General features: G+C 65.5%; 22 protein-coding genes and 1 pseudogene. 13 read left to right on the forward strand and 10 right to left on the reverse strand.

All coding sequences use genetic code 11. The features are described 5' to 3' along the window. Nucleotides 1-7 precede the first annotated feature (7 nt). Nucleotides 8-988, reverse strand: coding sequence for a GTP 3',8-cyclase MoaA (moaA, locus tag DFO63_RS02615; RefSeq protein ID WP_049444670.1), 981 nt, complete (start codon nt 986-988; stop codon nt 8-10). Nucleotides 989-1,182: 194 nt separating this feature from the next. Here moaA and DFO63_RS02620 point away from each other — a divergent pair, with 194 nt between their 5' ends. Continuing rightward, nucleotides 1,183-1,587: a ribonucleotide reductase subunit alpha gene (locus DFO63_RS02620; protein WP_119006376.1), complete on the forward strand. Its 405-nt coding sequence runs from the start codon at nt 1,183-1,185 to the stop codon at nt 1,585-1,587. Here DFO63_RS02620 and DFO63_RS02625 read toward each other — a convergent pair. Further along, nucleotides 1,581-1,910, reverse strand: a complete 330-nt coding sequence (locus DFO63_RS02625) for a hypothetical protein (protein WP_119006377.1) — start codon at nt 1,908-1,910, stop codon at nt 1,581-1,583. The genes DFO63_RS02620 and DFO63_RS02625 overlap by 7 nt on opposite strands. Nucleotides 1,911-2,479: 569 nt before the next feature. Between DFO63_RS02625 and DFO63_RS02630 the strand changes: the two are divergent. Next, a pseudogene (locus DFO63_RS02630) lies at nt 2,480-2,852 on the forward strand (hypothetical protein). A gap of 45 nt (nt 2,853-2,897) precedes the next feature. Here DFO63_RS02630 and DFO63_RS02635 read toward each other — a convergent pair. From DFO63_RS02635 to DFO63_RS02645, 4 genes are all read right to left on the reverse strand, one after another. After that, complete coding sequence (locus DFO63_RS02635; RefSeq protein WP_049444665.1) at nt 2,898-3,233, reverse strand: hypothetical protein; 336 nt, start codon at nt 3,231-3,233, stop codon at nt 2,898-2,900. A gap of 10 nt (nt 3,234-3,243) precedes the next feature. Further along, entirely contained in the window at nt 3,244-3,633 is a 390-nt protein-coding gene (locus DFO63_RS02640; protein WP_049444663.1) for a hypothetical protein, read from the reverse strand. 487 nt (nt 3,634-4,120) lie between these two features. Then, the gene (locus DFO63_RS21935; RefSeq protein WP_147416387.1) at nt 4,121-4,351 is read right to left on the reverse strand and encodes a hypothetical protein; all 231 of its coding nucleotides are present in this window, start codon (nt 4,349-4,351) and stop codon (nt 4,121-4,123) included. Between the two features lie 277 nt (nt 4,352-4,628). Further along, nucleotides 4,629-5,258, reverse strand: a complete 630-nt coding sequence (locus DFO63_RS02645; RefSeq protein ID WP_119006378.1) for a cation transporter — start codon at nt 5,256-5,258, stop codon at nt 4,629-4,631. Between the two features lie 83 nt (nt 5,259-5,341). Here DFO63_RS02645 and DFO63_RS02650 point away from each other — a divergent pair, with 83 nt between their 5' ends. Next, nucleotides 5,342-5,752, forward strand: a complete 411-nt coding sequence (locus DFO63_RS02650) for a helix-turn-helix domain-containing protein (protein ID WP_119006379.1) — start codon at nt 5,342-5,344, stop codon at nt 5,750-5,752. 30 nt (nt 5,753-5,782) lie between these two features. On the opposite strand, the gene arsH is transcribed toward DFO63_RS02650, so the two are convergent. Continuing rightward, nucleotides 5,783-6,511: an arsenical resistance protein ArsH gene (gene arsH, locus DFO63_RS02655; RefSeq protein WP_119006380.1), complete on the reverse strand. Its 729-nt coding sequence runs from the start codon at nt 6,509-6,511 to the stop codon at nt 5,783-5,785. Between the two features lie 17 nt (nt 6,512-6,528). On the opposite strand from arsH, the gene DFO63_RS02660 reads away from it, so the two are divergent. The 4 genes from DFO63_RS02660 to DFO63_RS02675 all read left to right on the forward strand — a co-directional run bounded on the left by DFO63_RS02660 (nt 6,529) and on the right by DFO63_RS02675 (nt 8,932). Beyond that, nucleotides 6,529-6,858, forward strand: coding sequence for a winged helix-turn-helix domain-containing protein (locus DFO63_RS02660; RefSeq protein WP_119006381.1), 330 nt, complete (start codon nt 6,529-6,531; stop codon nt 6,856-6,858). 15 nt (nt 6,859-6,873) lie between these two features. Further along, the gene (locus DFO63_RS02665) at nt 6,874-7,377 is read left to right on the forward strand and encodes an arsenate reductase ArsC (RefSeq protein ID WP_119006382.1); all 504 of its coding nucleotides are present in this window, start codon (nt 6,874-6,876) and stop codon (nt 7,375-7,377) included. A gap of 14 nt (nt 7,378-7,391) precedes the next feature. Continuing rightward, complete coding sequence (gene arsB, locus DFO63_RS02670) at nt 7,392-8,423, forward strand: ACR3 family arsenite efflux transporter (RefSeq protein WP_049444654.1); 1,032 nt, start codon at nt 7,392-7,394, stop codon at nt 8,421-8,423. Between the two features lie 161 nt (nt 8,424-8,584). Beyond that, a complete protein-coding gene (locus DFO63_RS02675) occupies nt 8,585-8,932 on the forward strand; it encodes an RcnB family protein (RefSeq protein WP_049444652.1) in 348 nt (115 codons plus the stop codon). A 50-nt stretch (nt 8,933-8,982) separates the two neighbouring features. Here DFO63_RS02675 and DFO63_RS02680 read toward each other — a convergent pair whose 3' ends face one another. Further along, the gene (locus tag DFO63_RS02680) at nt 8,983-9,300 is read right to left on the reverse strand and encodes a hypothetical protein (RefSeq protein ID WP_049444650.1); all 318 of its coding nucleotides are present in this window, start codon (nt 9,298-9,300) and stop codon (nt 8,983-8,985) included. Nucleotides 9,301-9,317: 17 nt separating this feature from the next. Next, complete coding sequence (locus DFO63_RS02685) at nt 9,318-9,641, reverse strand: hypothetical protein (RefSeq protein WP_049444648.1); 324 nt, start codon at nt 9,639-9,641, stop codon at nt 9,318-9,320. Nucleotides 9,642-9,793: 152 nt separating this feature from the next. On the opposite strand from DFO63_RS02685, the gene DFO63_RS02690 reads away from it, so the two are divergent. From DFO63_RS02690 to DFO63_RS02710, 5 genes are all read left to right on the forward strand, one after another. Continuing rightward, the gene (locus tag DFO63_RS02690; protein WP_032129968.1) at nt 9,794-9,988 is read left to right on the forward strand and encodes a hypothetical protein; all 195 of its coding nucleotides are present in this window, start codon (nt 9,794-9,796) and stop codon (nt 9,986-9,988) included. Further along, nucleotides 9,981-10,427, forward strand: coding sequence for a hypothetical protein (locus DFO63_RS02695; RefSeq protein WP_049444645.1), 447 nt, complete (start codon nt 9,981-9,983; stop codon nt 10,425-10,427). The genes DFO63_RS02690 and DFO63_RS02695 overlap by 8 nt, the downstream gene beginning before the upstream one ends. Before the next feature lie 35 nt (nt 10,428-10,462). Beyond that, entirely contained in the window at nt 10,463-10,993 is a 531-nt protein-coding gene (locus tag DFO63_RS02700) for a nuclear transport factor 2 family protein (protein ID WP_049444643.1), read from the forward strand. Further along, entirely contained in the window at nt 10,990-11,670 is a 681-nt protein-coding gene (locus DFO63_RS02705) for a hypothetical protein (RefSeq protein ID WP_259337391.1), read from the forward strand. The genes DFO63_RS02700 and DFO63_RS02705 overlap by 4 nt, the downstream gene beginning before the upstream one ends. A gap of 82 nt (nt 11,671-11,752) precedes the next feature. After that, complete coding sequence (locus tag DFO63_RS02710) at nt 11,753-12,145, forward strand: diacylglycerol kinase (protein WP_012511296.1); 393 nt, start codon at nt 11,753-11,755, stop codon at nt 12,143-12,145. A gap of 50 nt (nt 12,146-12,195) precedes the next feature. Here the strand turns inward: DFO63_RS02710 and DFO63_RS02715 are convergent, their stop codons facing one another. Continuing rightward, nucleotides 12,196-13,116, reverse strand: a complete 921-nt coding sequence (locus DFO63_RS02715) for a M14 family metallocarboxypeptidase (RefSeq protein WP_006371858.1) — start codon at nt 13,114-13,116, stop codon at nt 12,196-12,198. Nucleotides 13,117-13,260: 144 nt separating this feature from the next. On the opposite strand from DFO63_RS02715, the gene DFO63_RS02720 reads away from it, so the two are divergent. After that, entirely contained in the window at nt 13,261-13,914 is a 654-nt protein-coding gene (locus DFO63_RS02720) for a DUF3348 family protein (protein WP_049444637.1), read from the forward strand.

The raw sequence follows: 13,914 nt of genomic DNA on the forward strand, positions 1-13,914 counted from the left end.
GTGTTGCTCATCCTCCGATGGAGGCCAGGTGCGGGGTCAGCCCGGTCTGGCCCTGGTGCAGTCCATGCCCGGCCGCTTTCAGGCCAAGCTGTGTGGTGATGCGTGCCAGCAACGCGTCGTGGTCATCGTCGCGCTGCAGCAGCGGGCGCAGCGGCACGCCGAACTCGCCGAACAGGCACAGCCGCAGGTCGCCCTTGGCGGTCACCCGCAGGCGGTTGCAGCCCTTGCAGAAGTCACGCGAATACGGGGCGATGATGCCGATGCTGCCGCGATGGTCCGGATGCCCGAACTCACGCGCCGGGCCGGCATCGGCCGCGCGCGGACGCTCGTGCCAGCCGGCCGCCAGCAGCTGCTCGATCACCAGGTCGGCGCGCAGGTGGTGGCGCTGGAAATAGGCTTCGTTGTCGCCGGTGCGCATCAGTTCGATGAAGCGCACGCTGAAGGGGCGGTCGCGCAGGTAGTCCATCCACTGCGGCAGCTCGTTGTCGTTCAGGCCACGCAGCAGTACCGCGTTGAGCTTGATCGCGGGCAGGCCCAACGCCTGTGCCAGCGCCAGGCCCTGTTCGATCTCCGGCAGGCGGTCATGCCCGGTGATGGTCCTGAAGCGTTCGCGCTGCAGGCTGTCCATGCTCACGTTCAGCGCGGTCAGGCCGGCGCGGTGCCAGCCCGGCAGGCGCCGCGGCAGCAGCGTGCCATTGGTGGTGATGGCCACCTTGCGGATGCCCGGCACCGCCGCCACGGTGGCGATGATCTCGTCCAGGTCCTTGCGCAGGCTGGGCTCGCCACCGGTCAGGCGGATCTTGCTCATGCCCAGCGCGGCAAACGCGCGCACCAGGCGCGCGATTTCATCCACCTGCAGGAAGCGCGGGCGGCCATCGGCCTGGTAACCGTCGGGCAGGCAGTAGCTGCAACGGAAGTTGCAGGCTTCGGTCAACGACAGGCGCAGGTACGGAAAGCTGCGTCCGAAACCGTCGGTGAGTTGGCTCATGGCTGGTCCACCTTGTTGCTCCACCGTCTTGCCTGTGCCCGGAACGGCCCGGAAACCCTCGTCTGCTGGAACGATTGCCAGAGTACGCGGCAGTCAGTTCCATGGGCATGACTTAAATCAATCGTCTTCGGCCCCGCGCGGCAGGCGTTATGGCAGCATGCGGCTTTCCGTGCAGCGGGCGTGTGACAACCCTCATGATGATGAACGATTTCCAGCAACTGCTGCACGCCGCAGGCCAGCAGGCTGAACCGCAACGCTTGCTGTTCGTATTCGTGCGCGCCGAGCTGCCCGAATCGCCCACCGACGACCAGCGCGACCGGCATGACCGCCGCGAGGGCGGCACCCTGTCGCCGGTGCTGTGCGTGGACAAGCTGCCGGCCGAGGTGTCCAGCTTCCAGGCGCTGGCCACCGAATCGACCACCACCGGCATCGACTGGGACCTGGTCTTCGTGGCGGCGCTGGACGGCCGCGCCGGTTTCGCGCCCAACAGCGACGAAGCCGCGCGCCCGCTGCAGCTGATGGTCAACGCCATCCATGACGGTCAGATCGGCCGCTTCGCCGCCTTCGACCGGGGCGGCGAGCCTGTTCAGTTCTATTGAGCCACCAGCTGCAGGGTCAGGAAGAAGATCACCAGCACGGTGTTCAGGCCCCAGGCGACGGTCAGCCCGCGCGCGGCCACGCCCAGGTTGGGGGTGCGCGCGGTGGGCGCCGCCCGCCAGACCGCCGGGATGATCCAGCCGGTATAGAGCAGCAGCACGGCAAAGACCCCCAGCAGCAGCGTGGTGCGCTGGTTGACCAGGGCCCAGAGGGCTACCGCCCACAGAATGTTGCTGGGAATGACGCCCTGCAGCCAGAACACACTCCAGAGCCGTGAACGCCCCGGGGTATCGGGCGTCGGATGCAGGGAAGCGGTGGCGGTCATAAGTCTCCTTCTGGTTAGGAAACGTGCCGGACCAGCCTGCGCTTGGTGGCTGGGAACGTCAACCCGAGTCGCACGTCACGCTTTGGCGTCTGTAGCGTCGAGCGATGCTCGACTCAGGCCCCTGCGGAGCCTGTCGCCATCGCCCCTTCCCACCCGCGCCCTTCCCTCCCCCAACCTCGACACCTGTCGCAGATTGCACGGTTCGGGCGGATCACCACGCCAGCCAGCGCTGGCGGTGCTTAACAGCGTGGGAGAATGCCGAAAGCGTCTCCAATCGAGTGATGTTTGCAACTCTTCTGATTGGCATTGCACAGCGCCAGGGGCTCAGATGGCGTGCCACCGGAAAAGGGTGGCCGGGCTTCGAACACCCGAGTTGATGTTGATGTATGCGCTTGCCAGCCGGCGTCACCTCAGCGTGGCGCCGGCTGGCAATCCGTCTGCCGGCTATGGCGGGCGGTGCGTGGGGGCCTTCGGGCCCGCCGGACTGACATCAACCCGGTGTTCGAACCACGTACCGTCCGCCACTTTTATGAGTGGCGGCTACCGATTGCCCTGCACGGAGCCTTGCCATGAACGAATCGGACTTCCCGCATCCACGCCTACCGCAGCACCGCCCACGACGACGGTTCGCCACAGGCTGCGCCCGCAGTGGACAGGAACACCTTCATTGCCAACCTCCACCGCATCGGCTCCGGTGCGGCGGCCGATGGCCAACCCTGGCCGGAGCGGCATCAACTGCCCGGCCGCTGCCTGGCCCTGGCCGATGCCGATTGCGCGTTGAGTGGATTGCGGGTGGTGCTGGAAATGCTGCTGGCGGCGGAGCGCACCCGCCAGAACGGCGAACCCGAGCAATACGTGGGCGACCGAGTGATGGAGGGGTTGGTGATGGCCTGCCAGTCGTTGTGCGCGCAGGCGGTGGGGCGGCTGCAGCCCGAAGGGTGAACGCCATGCGCAACGGCCTTCAGTGAGGACCGCCTTCAACAGGCGTCAGTGCTCGCTGAAAGCGCTTCTCAGATCGACGCCGATGATCGGCGAGAAGTCCACCTTCCACAGCTCCAGCTCGAAGAGCTGATCGTGATTATCCAGGCACAGGGTGACTCTCACCGGCACGCCGTCAGCATCGGCAAGCATGGCCGTAGCAATGTCACTGCCGAAAAGCCGGGTCGTGCTGGACAGGAACACCACGCCCCCGAATCCGACGACACCCACATCCTCCACCTGAGCGAGCGCCAGATCCTTCAACAACCGTTCGGACAGCTCGGTCGTCTCCGGCAGCAGCCTGTGGATGAGGGAGACCTCGTCGGGGGTGAGGAATCTGGGCATGGGATGTCCTTCAGGGCACTGCATCCACCATCGGCAGATGCTCGATCCGCCATGTCCTGGCGTAGATGAGAATGACGCTTCCGGTCGAGCTGGTCTCGATACGGAAACACTTCAGGCCGGACAGCGGATAGCCGACCGCCTTCCAACGATCAAGAAGATCGGCGAGTCCCGGCTCGTCATCGTCGACCCTGGCGAACTCTATTCCCTCCTCACCCAGCACGCCGAAGTTCATGAGCGCCGAGCACCCGTAGGCTTCCGGGAAGCAAACGGTTGCCTGCCGGCCATCCGGCCAGCGCACCTGCACCTTTACCTCATCACATACGCCAGGATTGCTTCTGTCGATGTTGATGGCCAGCAAGGTGGCGTCACACCATTCGAGCGCGTTGAAATCTTCATTCATCTACTGGAATCCGTCAGATGCATACGACGGCGGTGCGACCTCGGTCGACCCTTCCTCTCTCTCATCACTCCTGAAGCTCCCCAAGGTTGAGATCCCTGGCATAGGACCGCCGACTACTGATCTGAACTTCCCTGGATGCGAACCTTCGACCGTCCCTGCATTCGACGGCGAACTGGTAGCTTCTGGGTTCCGGCCCTGCAACGACCATCATGGGGACCGAGAATGTGCTTCCAACCGGTTTCGACGAAACTACGCCTTCGCCTTCCCCAAGCATGCTCAGCTCACAATCGAGAGCGCGAACGTCACCCTGACCTGGCGGCACGCTTCCCGAGACGCGCACGATCATATCGCCACCCGATGTTGCACAGCCCGCCAGAACCAGGCCGGTAATGACAGCGGCGGCACACCTCACCTTTGGCATCCCCGAGTCCTCAGTACGCACTGTGAAATCTCACGCCGATAGCCGCTCAAGGACGCATCAATCTCATCAATAGATACCCGCCATGATACGAATGTAGTCGTTGAGCGAGTCCACCCGCCGATCGACTGTAACACCACGTTCCTTAGCGAGCGATTGAAACTCGAATATTAAAGCTCCATACCCCGAGTCCCAGTTATGAGCTTCACCAGGCGACAGTTCCTTCGAAAACCGATCTGCGGGACGGAGCTTCCCGGAAGGCAATCGAAGCTCATCTGCAACGTGCTCCAGCAGCTCCATTACGGTTTCCTGATCCAGGCCACTTTCCGCATAGTATTGGTCATAGAAGCCAGTTGGCGACAGCGCCTCCCTTTCTCTCAGTTTGCCTCTCGTTTCCATTCGCCTCTATCCACCGCCTGCGCTGCGGCCACAATAGACCATGGAGCCGATATCCCAGAGCCCCTCCCACACAGTCGTCACCACGGCCACGCGCCCCAAAAGTCTTCCTGCCGAACTCCACGACGCATTCGCTCACAACAGGTGGCGATCTGCCCAAGCAGGCACCACCGTAACTGAATCACTGGTGGCGTGCTGCCCGCCATGCCGGCCACGCTTCAGCGATCACGCTCACTGCCGACCTCAGGAACAACAGGGCGATCACTGCGCCGACGACAATATCCGGCCAGCCGCGCCCGGTCATGGCCACGCCACCTGCGGCCACCAGCACCCCCAGGTTCGCGGCCACGTCATTGCGCGAGCACTCGAACGTGCTCTTCATGTTGATGTTCAACCTGCGGAACCGCCATAGCAGCGCCAGGCAGGTGAGGTTCGCCACCAGGGCAATGCCACCGAACACCAGCATCAGCGTGCTGGACGGTGGCACCCCATTGACCAGCTTGCCGGCCACTTCGAACACGATGAACACGAAGAAGGCCAGGATCAGCAGGCCCTTGGCCAGCGCCGCGCCCGCCTCCCAGCGCGCGCCCCGGTTTACCGCCCACAGGCTCAGGCCATAGACGATGGCATCCCCCAGCATGTCGACCGCGTCGGCCTGCAGGGCGCTGGATCGCGCGGCAAGGCCCGCGCCGAACTCGATGAAGAACATCGCCAGGTTGATTGCCAGCACCGCCACCAGTACCCGCCGTTGGGCGCTGTGCAGCGCTATCGATGCCAGCTCCTGGCGTTTGTGGCCGCAGCACTGGTCCATGGGGCGCTCCGCCGGGCGTGCCCGGGCTTGAAATGAAAGGGAGCTGCCTTTATCAACCTTGTAGCCCCTACAAGGTCAAGCCCATGACAGCCCCACTCACCATCGGCCAGTTGGCCCGCCAGACAGGCACCAAGGCAGAGACCATCCGCTATTACGAAAAGATCGGGCTGCTGCAGCCGCCGCTGCGCTCGCAGGGCAACTACCGCTGCTACGACGCACAGGACCAACGGCGGCTGGCATTCGTGCGTCGTGCGCGCGAGCTGGGGTTCGCCATCGAGCAGATCCGCGAGCTGATCGCCTTCGGCGAACAACGCGAGCACCAATGCGGTTCGGTGGATGACGTGGTGAAGGCACACATTGCCGACATCGCGCGCAGGATTGCCGACCTGCAGGCGCTGCAGGACGAACTGCAGCGGATGATCGGCAACTGCCCCGGCGGGCGCCTGGCCGACTGCCAGGTACTGGAAGCCCTGCAGCCTACGCCGGCTAACTGAGCAGGAACCGCACGCGATTCGGCATCCGCCTTAGACGCCGCTCGCTCCCGCCGCCCGCGCCAGCTCCACCGCCAACGCATCGCCCTTGCGCTCGCTGTAACGATCCACGAGGTAGTCGGCACGGCCGCGGGTGAGCAGCGTGAACTTCACCAGTTCTTCGACCACATCCACCACACGATCGTAGTAGGGCGAGGGCTTCATCCGCCCGTCTTCGTCGAACTCCTGCCAGGCCTTGGCCACCGACGACTGGTTGGGAATGGTCAGCATGCGTATCCAGCGGCCCAGCACCCGCAGCGTATTGACCGTGTTGAACGACTGCGAACCGCCGCAGACCTGCATCACCGCCAGCGTCCTGCCCTGGGTCGGCCGCACGCTGCCGTCTTCCAGTGGCAGCCAGTCGATCTGGTTCTTGAACACGCCGGTCACCGTACCGTGCCGCTCCGGGCTGACCCACACCTGCCCTTCCGACCAGTGCGACCACTCGCGCAGCCGCTGCACTTCCGGGTGCTCCTTGTCCACGCTGTCCAGCAGCGGCAAGGCATGTGGATCGAACACGCGCGTTTCGCAGCCCAGATGCTGCAGCAGGCGTTCGGCCTCCAGTGCCAGCTTGCGGCTGAACGATTGCGGCCGCAGTGAGCCGTACAGCAGCAGGATACGTGGCGGCCCCTGGCGTTCGGCGGCCAACCGCTGGTGATCAGGCTGGGGAAGCGAGGCTTCCCTCAGATGGGGCAACGAAGGACTTGTGGTCGGCTTATTCATTCGACTATTCTAGAAATATGGAAACGTCAAATGCAATCACTGCGCTCACCGCGCTCGGCCACGCCACCCGCCTGGCAGCCTTCCGCCTGCTGGTCGAAGCCGGCCCGGCCGGTCGCATGGCCGGCGACATCGCCACAGCCCTCCAGGTTCCTCCCGCCACCCTCAGCTTCCACCTGAAGGAACTGGTACAGGCCGGCCTGGTCGAGAGCGAGAGCCAGGGCCGCCACGTCTGCTACCGCGCGAACTTCAGCGCAATGACCGGCCTGATCGAGTACCTCACGCACAACTGCTGCGCCGGTTCGCCCAGCGAACAGTGCACGCCGTCGGGCAATCCCTGCAGCTGCTGATACGGAAACGCCTTCATGTCCCGCTCCATCCTGTTTCTCTGCACCGGCAACAGCGCCCGCAGCGTGCTGGCCGAAGCCACCCTGCGCGCATGGGGCGGCGACCGCTTCACGGCCTACAGTGCCGGCAGCCACCCGACCGGCCAGGTCAATCCGTTCGCGCTTGCACAGCTGCGCGCAGAAGGCATCCCGGTCGCGGGACTGCGCAGCAAATCCTGGGATGAGTTCGCTGATGCCGCCCCCATGGATCTTGTGATCACCGTCTGCGATGCGGCGGCAGCGGAAGCCTGCCCCGTGGTGTTCGGTGACTTCATCCGCAGCCATTGGGGCCTGCCGGACCCGGCCGAGGCAGAGGGCAGCGATGCCGACAAGGCTGCCGCCTTCGCCCACGCGCATGACATCGTGAAGGCACGCGTGCGGGCCCTGCTGGCGCTGCCCGGGCACGTGTGGGAAGACCGCGGAATGCTGCAGCAGGCGCTGGACCAGATCGGCCATCTGCTGCCGGCAGCGCGCACGCCATGAGCACAGCGGCACCCATGGGCCTGTTCGAGCGCCACCTGACGCTCTGGGTCGCGCTGTGCATCATCACCGGCACGCTGCTCGGGCACTTCCTGCCCGGTGCCTTCGCCTCCCTGGCGGCGGCTGAAGTGGCCAAGGTCAACCTGCCGGTGGCGGTGCTGATCTGGCTGATGATCATCCCGATGCTGCTGCGGGTGGATTTCGGTGCGATGCGCCAGCTGGGGCAGCACTGGAAAGGCATCGGGGTGACGCTGTTCATCAACTGGGCGGTGAAGCCGTTCTCGATGGCGCTGCTGGGCTGGCTCTTCCTGCGCCACGTCTTTGCGGACTGGCTGCCCGCCGGCCAGATCGACAGCTATATCGCCGGCCTGATCCTGCTAGCCGCCGCGCCTTGCACAGCCATGGTGTTCGTGTGGAGCAACCTGTGCCGCGGCGATGCCAACTTCACACTGAGCCAGGTGGCACTGAACGACGCGATCATGGTGGTGGCCTATGCGCCGGTGGTGGCGCTGCTGCTGGGGCTGTCGGCCATCACCGTACCGTGGGATACGTTGCTGCTGTCGGTCGGCCTGTACATCATGGTTCCGGTGCTGGTGGCCGCGTTGCTGCGCCGCTGGATCCTGTCGCGCCATGGCCAGCCCGGGCTGCAGGCGGCGCTGCGCCGGCTGGGGCCACTGTCACTGTCGGCACTGCTGCTGACGCTGGTGCTGCTGTTCGGGTTCCAAGGCCAGCAGATCATGCAGCAGCCGCTGGTGATCGCGCTGATCGCGGTCCCGATCCTGATCCAGGTCTATTTCACCTCCGGCCTGGCCTACCTGCTCAACCGGCGCCTGGGTGTGGCGCACTGCGTGGCCGGGCCGTCGGCACTGATCGGCGCCAGCAACTTCTTCGAACTGGCGGTGGCGACGGCCGTGGGCCTGTTTGGTGTCCACTCCGGTGCGGCGCTGGCTACGGTGGTGGGGGTGCTGATTGAAGTGCCCGTGATGCTTTCGGTGGTGAAGATCGTGAACCGCTCACGCGACTGGTATGAGGCGCGCGAGCGTGTTTGAGGCGGCCATGCCGGAGGCGGCGGCGTCGCGCCCGAGCCGTCAGTTGCAGCGCAGTGGAAAGCGCCCTGCTACGAAGGTGACAGTTCAGAAGTCCGTTCACGTTCCTTGATCCATACTCCACGGCACCACGCCGCATGCAGCGGCAAAGCCCGGAGGTTGCGATGAACACCACACGCCTGTTCGCCATTGCATTGACCACGGCTGCCGCACTGGCTGCGGCACCCGCCTTCGCCGATCCGCCGCACCATGCGCGCGGCAACGGGCCACCGCCGCACGCCGGTGGCCCGCACAACCGTGATGCACCACCGCCGGGCTGGCAGAAGAAGGCCTGGCGTCGCGGCGAGCGCCTGCCATGGGCGGAAGTGGACCGCCGCTACTGGGTGGACGATTACGCGCGCTATCACCTGCGCGAGCCGGGCCGCGACCGGCGTTGGGTGCGCCAGTCCGATAACGAGTACCTGTTGGTGGAGATCGCCACCGGTTTGATCATCGACGCGCTGCATCGCTGAAGCGACTTGCTGCGTCTCCACACGCGGCGAATTACCCCGGTGCAGACACCTTACGACCGGGGCCGACCCGATCGTCGGTGCTTGCGCCCACGGCGCCGCACCTGCTTGCGAGGCGGCCCGGCATTCATGCCGGGCCGCAGTGCGATACTCCCGCACATCAACGCCGCAGCAAAGAGCCCCATCGCCACCAGCATTTCGAATCCGCGATCACCAAAGAGCAGGCGGATGGAGATCTCCAGCGAGCACAGCCTGCCGCAGCGCAGGCCCTGTTCGTTGAAGCCATAGATGAGCACCAGTGCGCCCATCAGCCCGCACAACGCCATCAGGGCCAGGCTTGCGATGAAGATGAAAGGTCGATGGATGCGCATGCGCTCGTCGCGGTCTTCTAGGGCGATGTCCAGCGCGACGTTGCGAGCACGCGATCGGAAGCATCCAGCTCCACCGACCAGGCTTCGGTATCCAGGCCCAACCGGTTCTCATACCACCATCGCTGCGCACAGCGACCACTGCATCCCCTGCTGGCATAGCGGCTGAAGGGAGCACCGGCGTGCTCCACCACGTCAGGCTGCCCCAGCGCCCAGAGTACCTCGGCCCTGCCCGCCCCGACCGGGACCGAGGCAAGCGCATGGGAATGCCACGCCGAGATCGCCGAGCAACCGGCAACGTACGCCACGAACACGCCGGCAAGCCCCCACATCAGTGTCTTCATTGACGGATCCCCTCCTGCGCCACGCGCCCGCGCATCATCCGCGCAGACCTTCTGCAACGTCAAACCTCGACAAGCGGGCCTGTTGCAGCGCCCGGCATCCGTGCTAGCGTGCGCCGACCGATGATTCAGGATGAACACAGGGACGCCCGTCGATGGCAGGCAAGAGCCGGAAGGACAGGATCGCGCAGGAGATCGGCCTGTTCATGCAGCAGTACGCGCGCAAGGCCCAGCGCCATACCGAACCCAACGACCGGCCGTACGATCGGAAACTGGAAGAGCGGCTCAAGCGCTTGCCACCGGAAGAACTGGGTAGGCTGCTTTCCGGAGAAGAGGACGACGATGACTAGCCCCGCCGGAATAGCCAGGCGCGCGATCGTCGTGACATTCTGTAGCGTGCTCAGCGCCTGCGGCCTGGTAATGGACAGTTCGTTCGACACCCAGCAGCAGGCCATCGACGCCGACATGGTGAACAAGGGATGGATTCCCAGCTGGGTGCCCCACGAGGCAACCGACCTGCGCGAGGTGCACGACCTCGACTCAAACACCAGCGCGCTGGCCTTCACCAAGCCCCCTGCGATACCACTGCAGCTGCCTGCGGATTGCCAGGCAACCACATTCAACAACAGCGATCCTGTTGCGTTCGATCGATACTGGTGGCCTGGCAACGCGACGCTCAGCGCGTCGTACCGCGTCTTTCACTGCGCGCCCGAATCCGGAAAATCAGTCTTCGTCGCCATCAACAGGACCGAAGACCACGTGCTTTTCTGGCGAACTTACGCGCGGTGATGCGTTAGCGCCACCTCACTCCTCCCCAGGACCCCATGATGCCCAACGCACGTGCACGCTTCGCCGCCCTCGCCCTTTTGCTCCCGGCGTGCCTGCCGGCATACGCCGCGCAGAACGCCCCCGCCGACGTCAAGGCCATCGAACAGGTGGTCGAATCGTTCCGCACCTCGCTGATCAACAAGGACAAGCCGACCTACATGGGCCTGTTCTTCTCGGACAAACCGGAAGACATTGGCTGGCAGTACGTCTCCGAGGATGTGCGCCTGCAGGACATCCGCAAGGCCAAGCCCGATGCGATCAAGGCACGGCAGATTCCCGCCAACAACTTCACCGCACTGATCGACGGGGCGGTGGCCTCGCCGAAACCGAAGGAGGAGACATTCTCCAACACGAAGATCGAGACGGATGGCGATGTGGCCTCGGTATCGTTTGACTACAGCTTCCACGACGATGGAGTGAAGACCAACTGGGGCAAGGAAATGTGGCAGCTGATCCGCACCGAACAGGGCTGGAAGATCTTCTCGGTGATCTATTCGATCCGCGATTCACGCAGCCCGGCCGAATGAGTGATCTGTCAGACTGGTACCCACCGTCCGTCCATGCCAGCCAGACCCCGATGACCCGGATTGCCGACCTCAACGCCGACCAGCTCGCCCACCACGCGCTCAACATCTTCATCGCCCAGGGCCGCCACGTGGAAGGCGCCCGCGTGATCTACCGGGCGTTGCAGCTGGATCCAGACCATCCCGGCGCCCTGCGCTGCCTGAGCGATTTCCTGGCCCACGAAGGCACCGAACCGTTCGCAGCGGCCACGCTGGAACACGCCCTGTCCGGTGCCGTACCACTGAATGACGGTGCGCGCCGGATGCTGGATGACCTCCGTTTCCTCGACATCTGGTCCTGGGGGTTTTCGCGGCACGTCTCCGGCGAAGCCAACCTCAGCGGCGACGCCTTCCAGCAGCGCGAGGACTTCGTCTTCGATGGGCCGGCCTATGCGGCCTTCCTCAATACGGTCACCGAGCCGGCCGGATCGCTGCAGGGCGCCTTCCAGGCGGCCGTCCGCATCTGCGGGCTGATGTCCGGCCTGCTGCGCCATGCGGAGAAGGACAATCCGGCGTTCGATGACGTGCTGCGATCCTCCGCCTTCGTCGAGACCGAGGCGTACCCGGCATGGCTGGCCTCGCCGACGGATGATCTGGATGCCCTCGACCAGGCCATCCAGGCGCAGCGCCAGGCCGGCTGAAGGAAAATCCAACGGGCGTCCGACGCTTTCCCGACGCCCGCCTGCCCATCCTGTCGTGAGGTCAATTCATGGCAGGACCGGCATGCAGCCACCTCACCCCAGGGACAGCGGCAAGTACCCGCACGGCAAGACCGGGATTCGCCGCATCTTCCATACGCTGATCCATTCGCGCGATGGCTTCATCGCCACCTTCCGTGGCGAAGCGGCCTTCCGGCAGCTGTTGCTGCTGCATGCACTGTTGATCGCCACCGCGTTCCTGCTGGACATCAGTCGGGTCGAACGCGCCGTGGTGCTGGCAGTCTGCTTCATCAGCCTGCTGGTGGAACTGCTCAACTCGGCCATCGAAGCGGTGGTCGACCGCATCTCGCTTGACCACCACCCACTGTCCAAGAACGCCAAGGACATGGGCAGCGCCGCACAGACCACCGCACTGCTGATGGTCGGCACAGTGTGGGGGGTGATCCTGCTGGGCTAGCGCACGCCCGAGCCGCCGGGCATGACCCGGCGCGCCCCTGGACGGAGGTATTACTGCGTGGCCAGGGCGAAATCCAGACCCGCACACACCGCCGCCACCTGGGCGTCGTTGCATTCCTGCGGGTTGGTGCGCGGGCTGTCCGGGTAGACCTCGGTGGTGGTGGCAAAGCGCGCGTCGGTGAAGCCGGCGCAGGCGCCGATCGAGCGCGACTCGCCCCAGACCACGCCCGGCGACTGCAACGGCAGGCCGACCAGATTGCCCTCGGCGTCGGCCGGGGCGATATGGGTGACCGGGGCCACGGCGGTGATCAGTGCCTTCTGGAATTCGGCCTGCGGATCTTCGCTGTTGCCGATCACGTAGAAGCCATCCGGAATGGTGTCGCGCTCGAACGGCTTGCCGTCGCGCGCGCAGCGGGCCGGATCGAACTCGTGCAGGTCGCTGTCGGTGGTCTCGTGCAGGTCCAGGTGCACCAGCAGGTTCGGCTTGCGCTCGGCCACCCAGCGCATCAGCGCGGCGGCTTCCTCGATCTGGCCGCCGTCACGGAAGCTGCGGTTCGGGTCGATGGCATCCGGGTTCCAGCGCTGGATGCGCTCGTAGCCCCACGGGCTGACGCACGGCGCCACGATCAGGTTCAACCGGCCCAGGTAACGCTCGGCCTGCTGTTCCAGGAACTGCAGGGCGCCATGCACGCCGCTGGTCTCGTAGCCATGCACGCCGCCGGTGATCAGCGCGGTCGGCAGCGCCGGGTTCCAGTCGTGGTTGACCACGGCGAACAGCGGGTAATGGTCCGGCGCGTAGTCGAGCTGGCCGTACTGGATCACGTCGAAGCTATCGTCCAGGCGTTCAAGCGCGGCCACTACGTCGTCGTGGTAGCTGCGCTGGCGCTGCTGGCGGGCCCGCCACTGTGCGCGTTCCGCGTCGCCCCAGGGCTGTCCGGGGGTGCCGATCGGGTAGAACTGCGCAACAGTCATGGGGTACTCCAAGGGTCGAACGGATGGGTGCAGCCGGACATTCTAAGCCCTGTCGCGCCTGCGGGTACCCTCCCCCGGCCCCGCCTTCATCCAGGCCGGGTCATCTGGTTGTAAAATCAACGGTTTTTGGCCCCTCACCCCTTGATGGCGAACGCAGCGCAGCCGGTCCTGGGTGGACCGGAATTCCTCCGCCTGCTCGCCCGTCTCAGCGACGGCGCGATGCCGGCCAGCAGTCCCGCCCTGACCGATCGCCTCGGCCAGTGGGTGGACTGGAGCCGTGCCGTGGCCCTGTCCGGGGCGCTCGGCGGGCGCCTGCCCGAGCCGGGTGAGGCCGCCGAAGCGGCCGGGGATGTGCTGGACGACTGCGCCCAGGCCCATGCCAGCCTGCTGGTCTCGATCCGCGAGGACGCCGAGGCCGAGCGCTTGCTGGACCTGGCCGAAGCCGCCGCCGCACCCAATTTCGCCTCGCTGCGCCAGCGCTACCGGGTGCTGCAGCAGGCCATCCAGACCGCCACCGGGCGCCTGCGCGGCCGCCTGCGCGACCAGCTGGTGCAGGTTTCGCCCGAGCTGGCACGGCTGGCCGAGGTCGATGCGGTGATGGAACAGACCCTCACCCCGCGTGAGCACAGCCTGCTGGCCACTGCGCCGGCGGTGCTCGGCGCCCGTTTTGAACGCGTGCACGGCCAGCCCGGCTGGCGCGCGGCCTTCCGCCATGACATGCGCACCCTGCTGCTTGCCGAGCTGCAGCTGCGCTTCCACCCGATCGAAGGGCTGCAAGACGCCCTGCGCTCCCACTGA

The sequence above is a fragment of the Stenotrophomonas sp. AG209 genome (assembly GCF_003550055.1).
Classification (GTDB): Bacteria; Pseudomonadota; Gammaproteobacteria; order Xanthomonadales; family Xanthomonadaceae; genus Stenotrophomonas.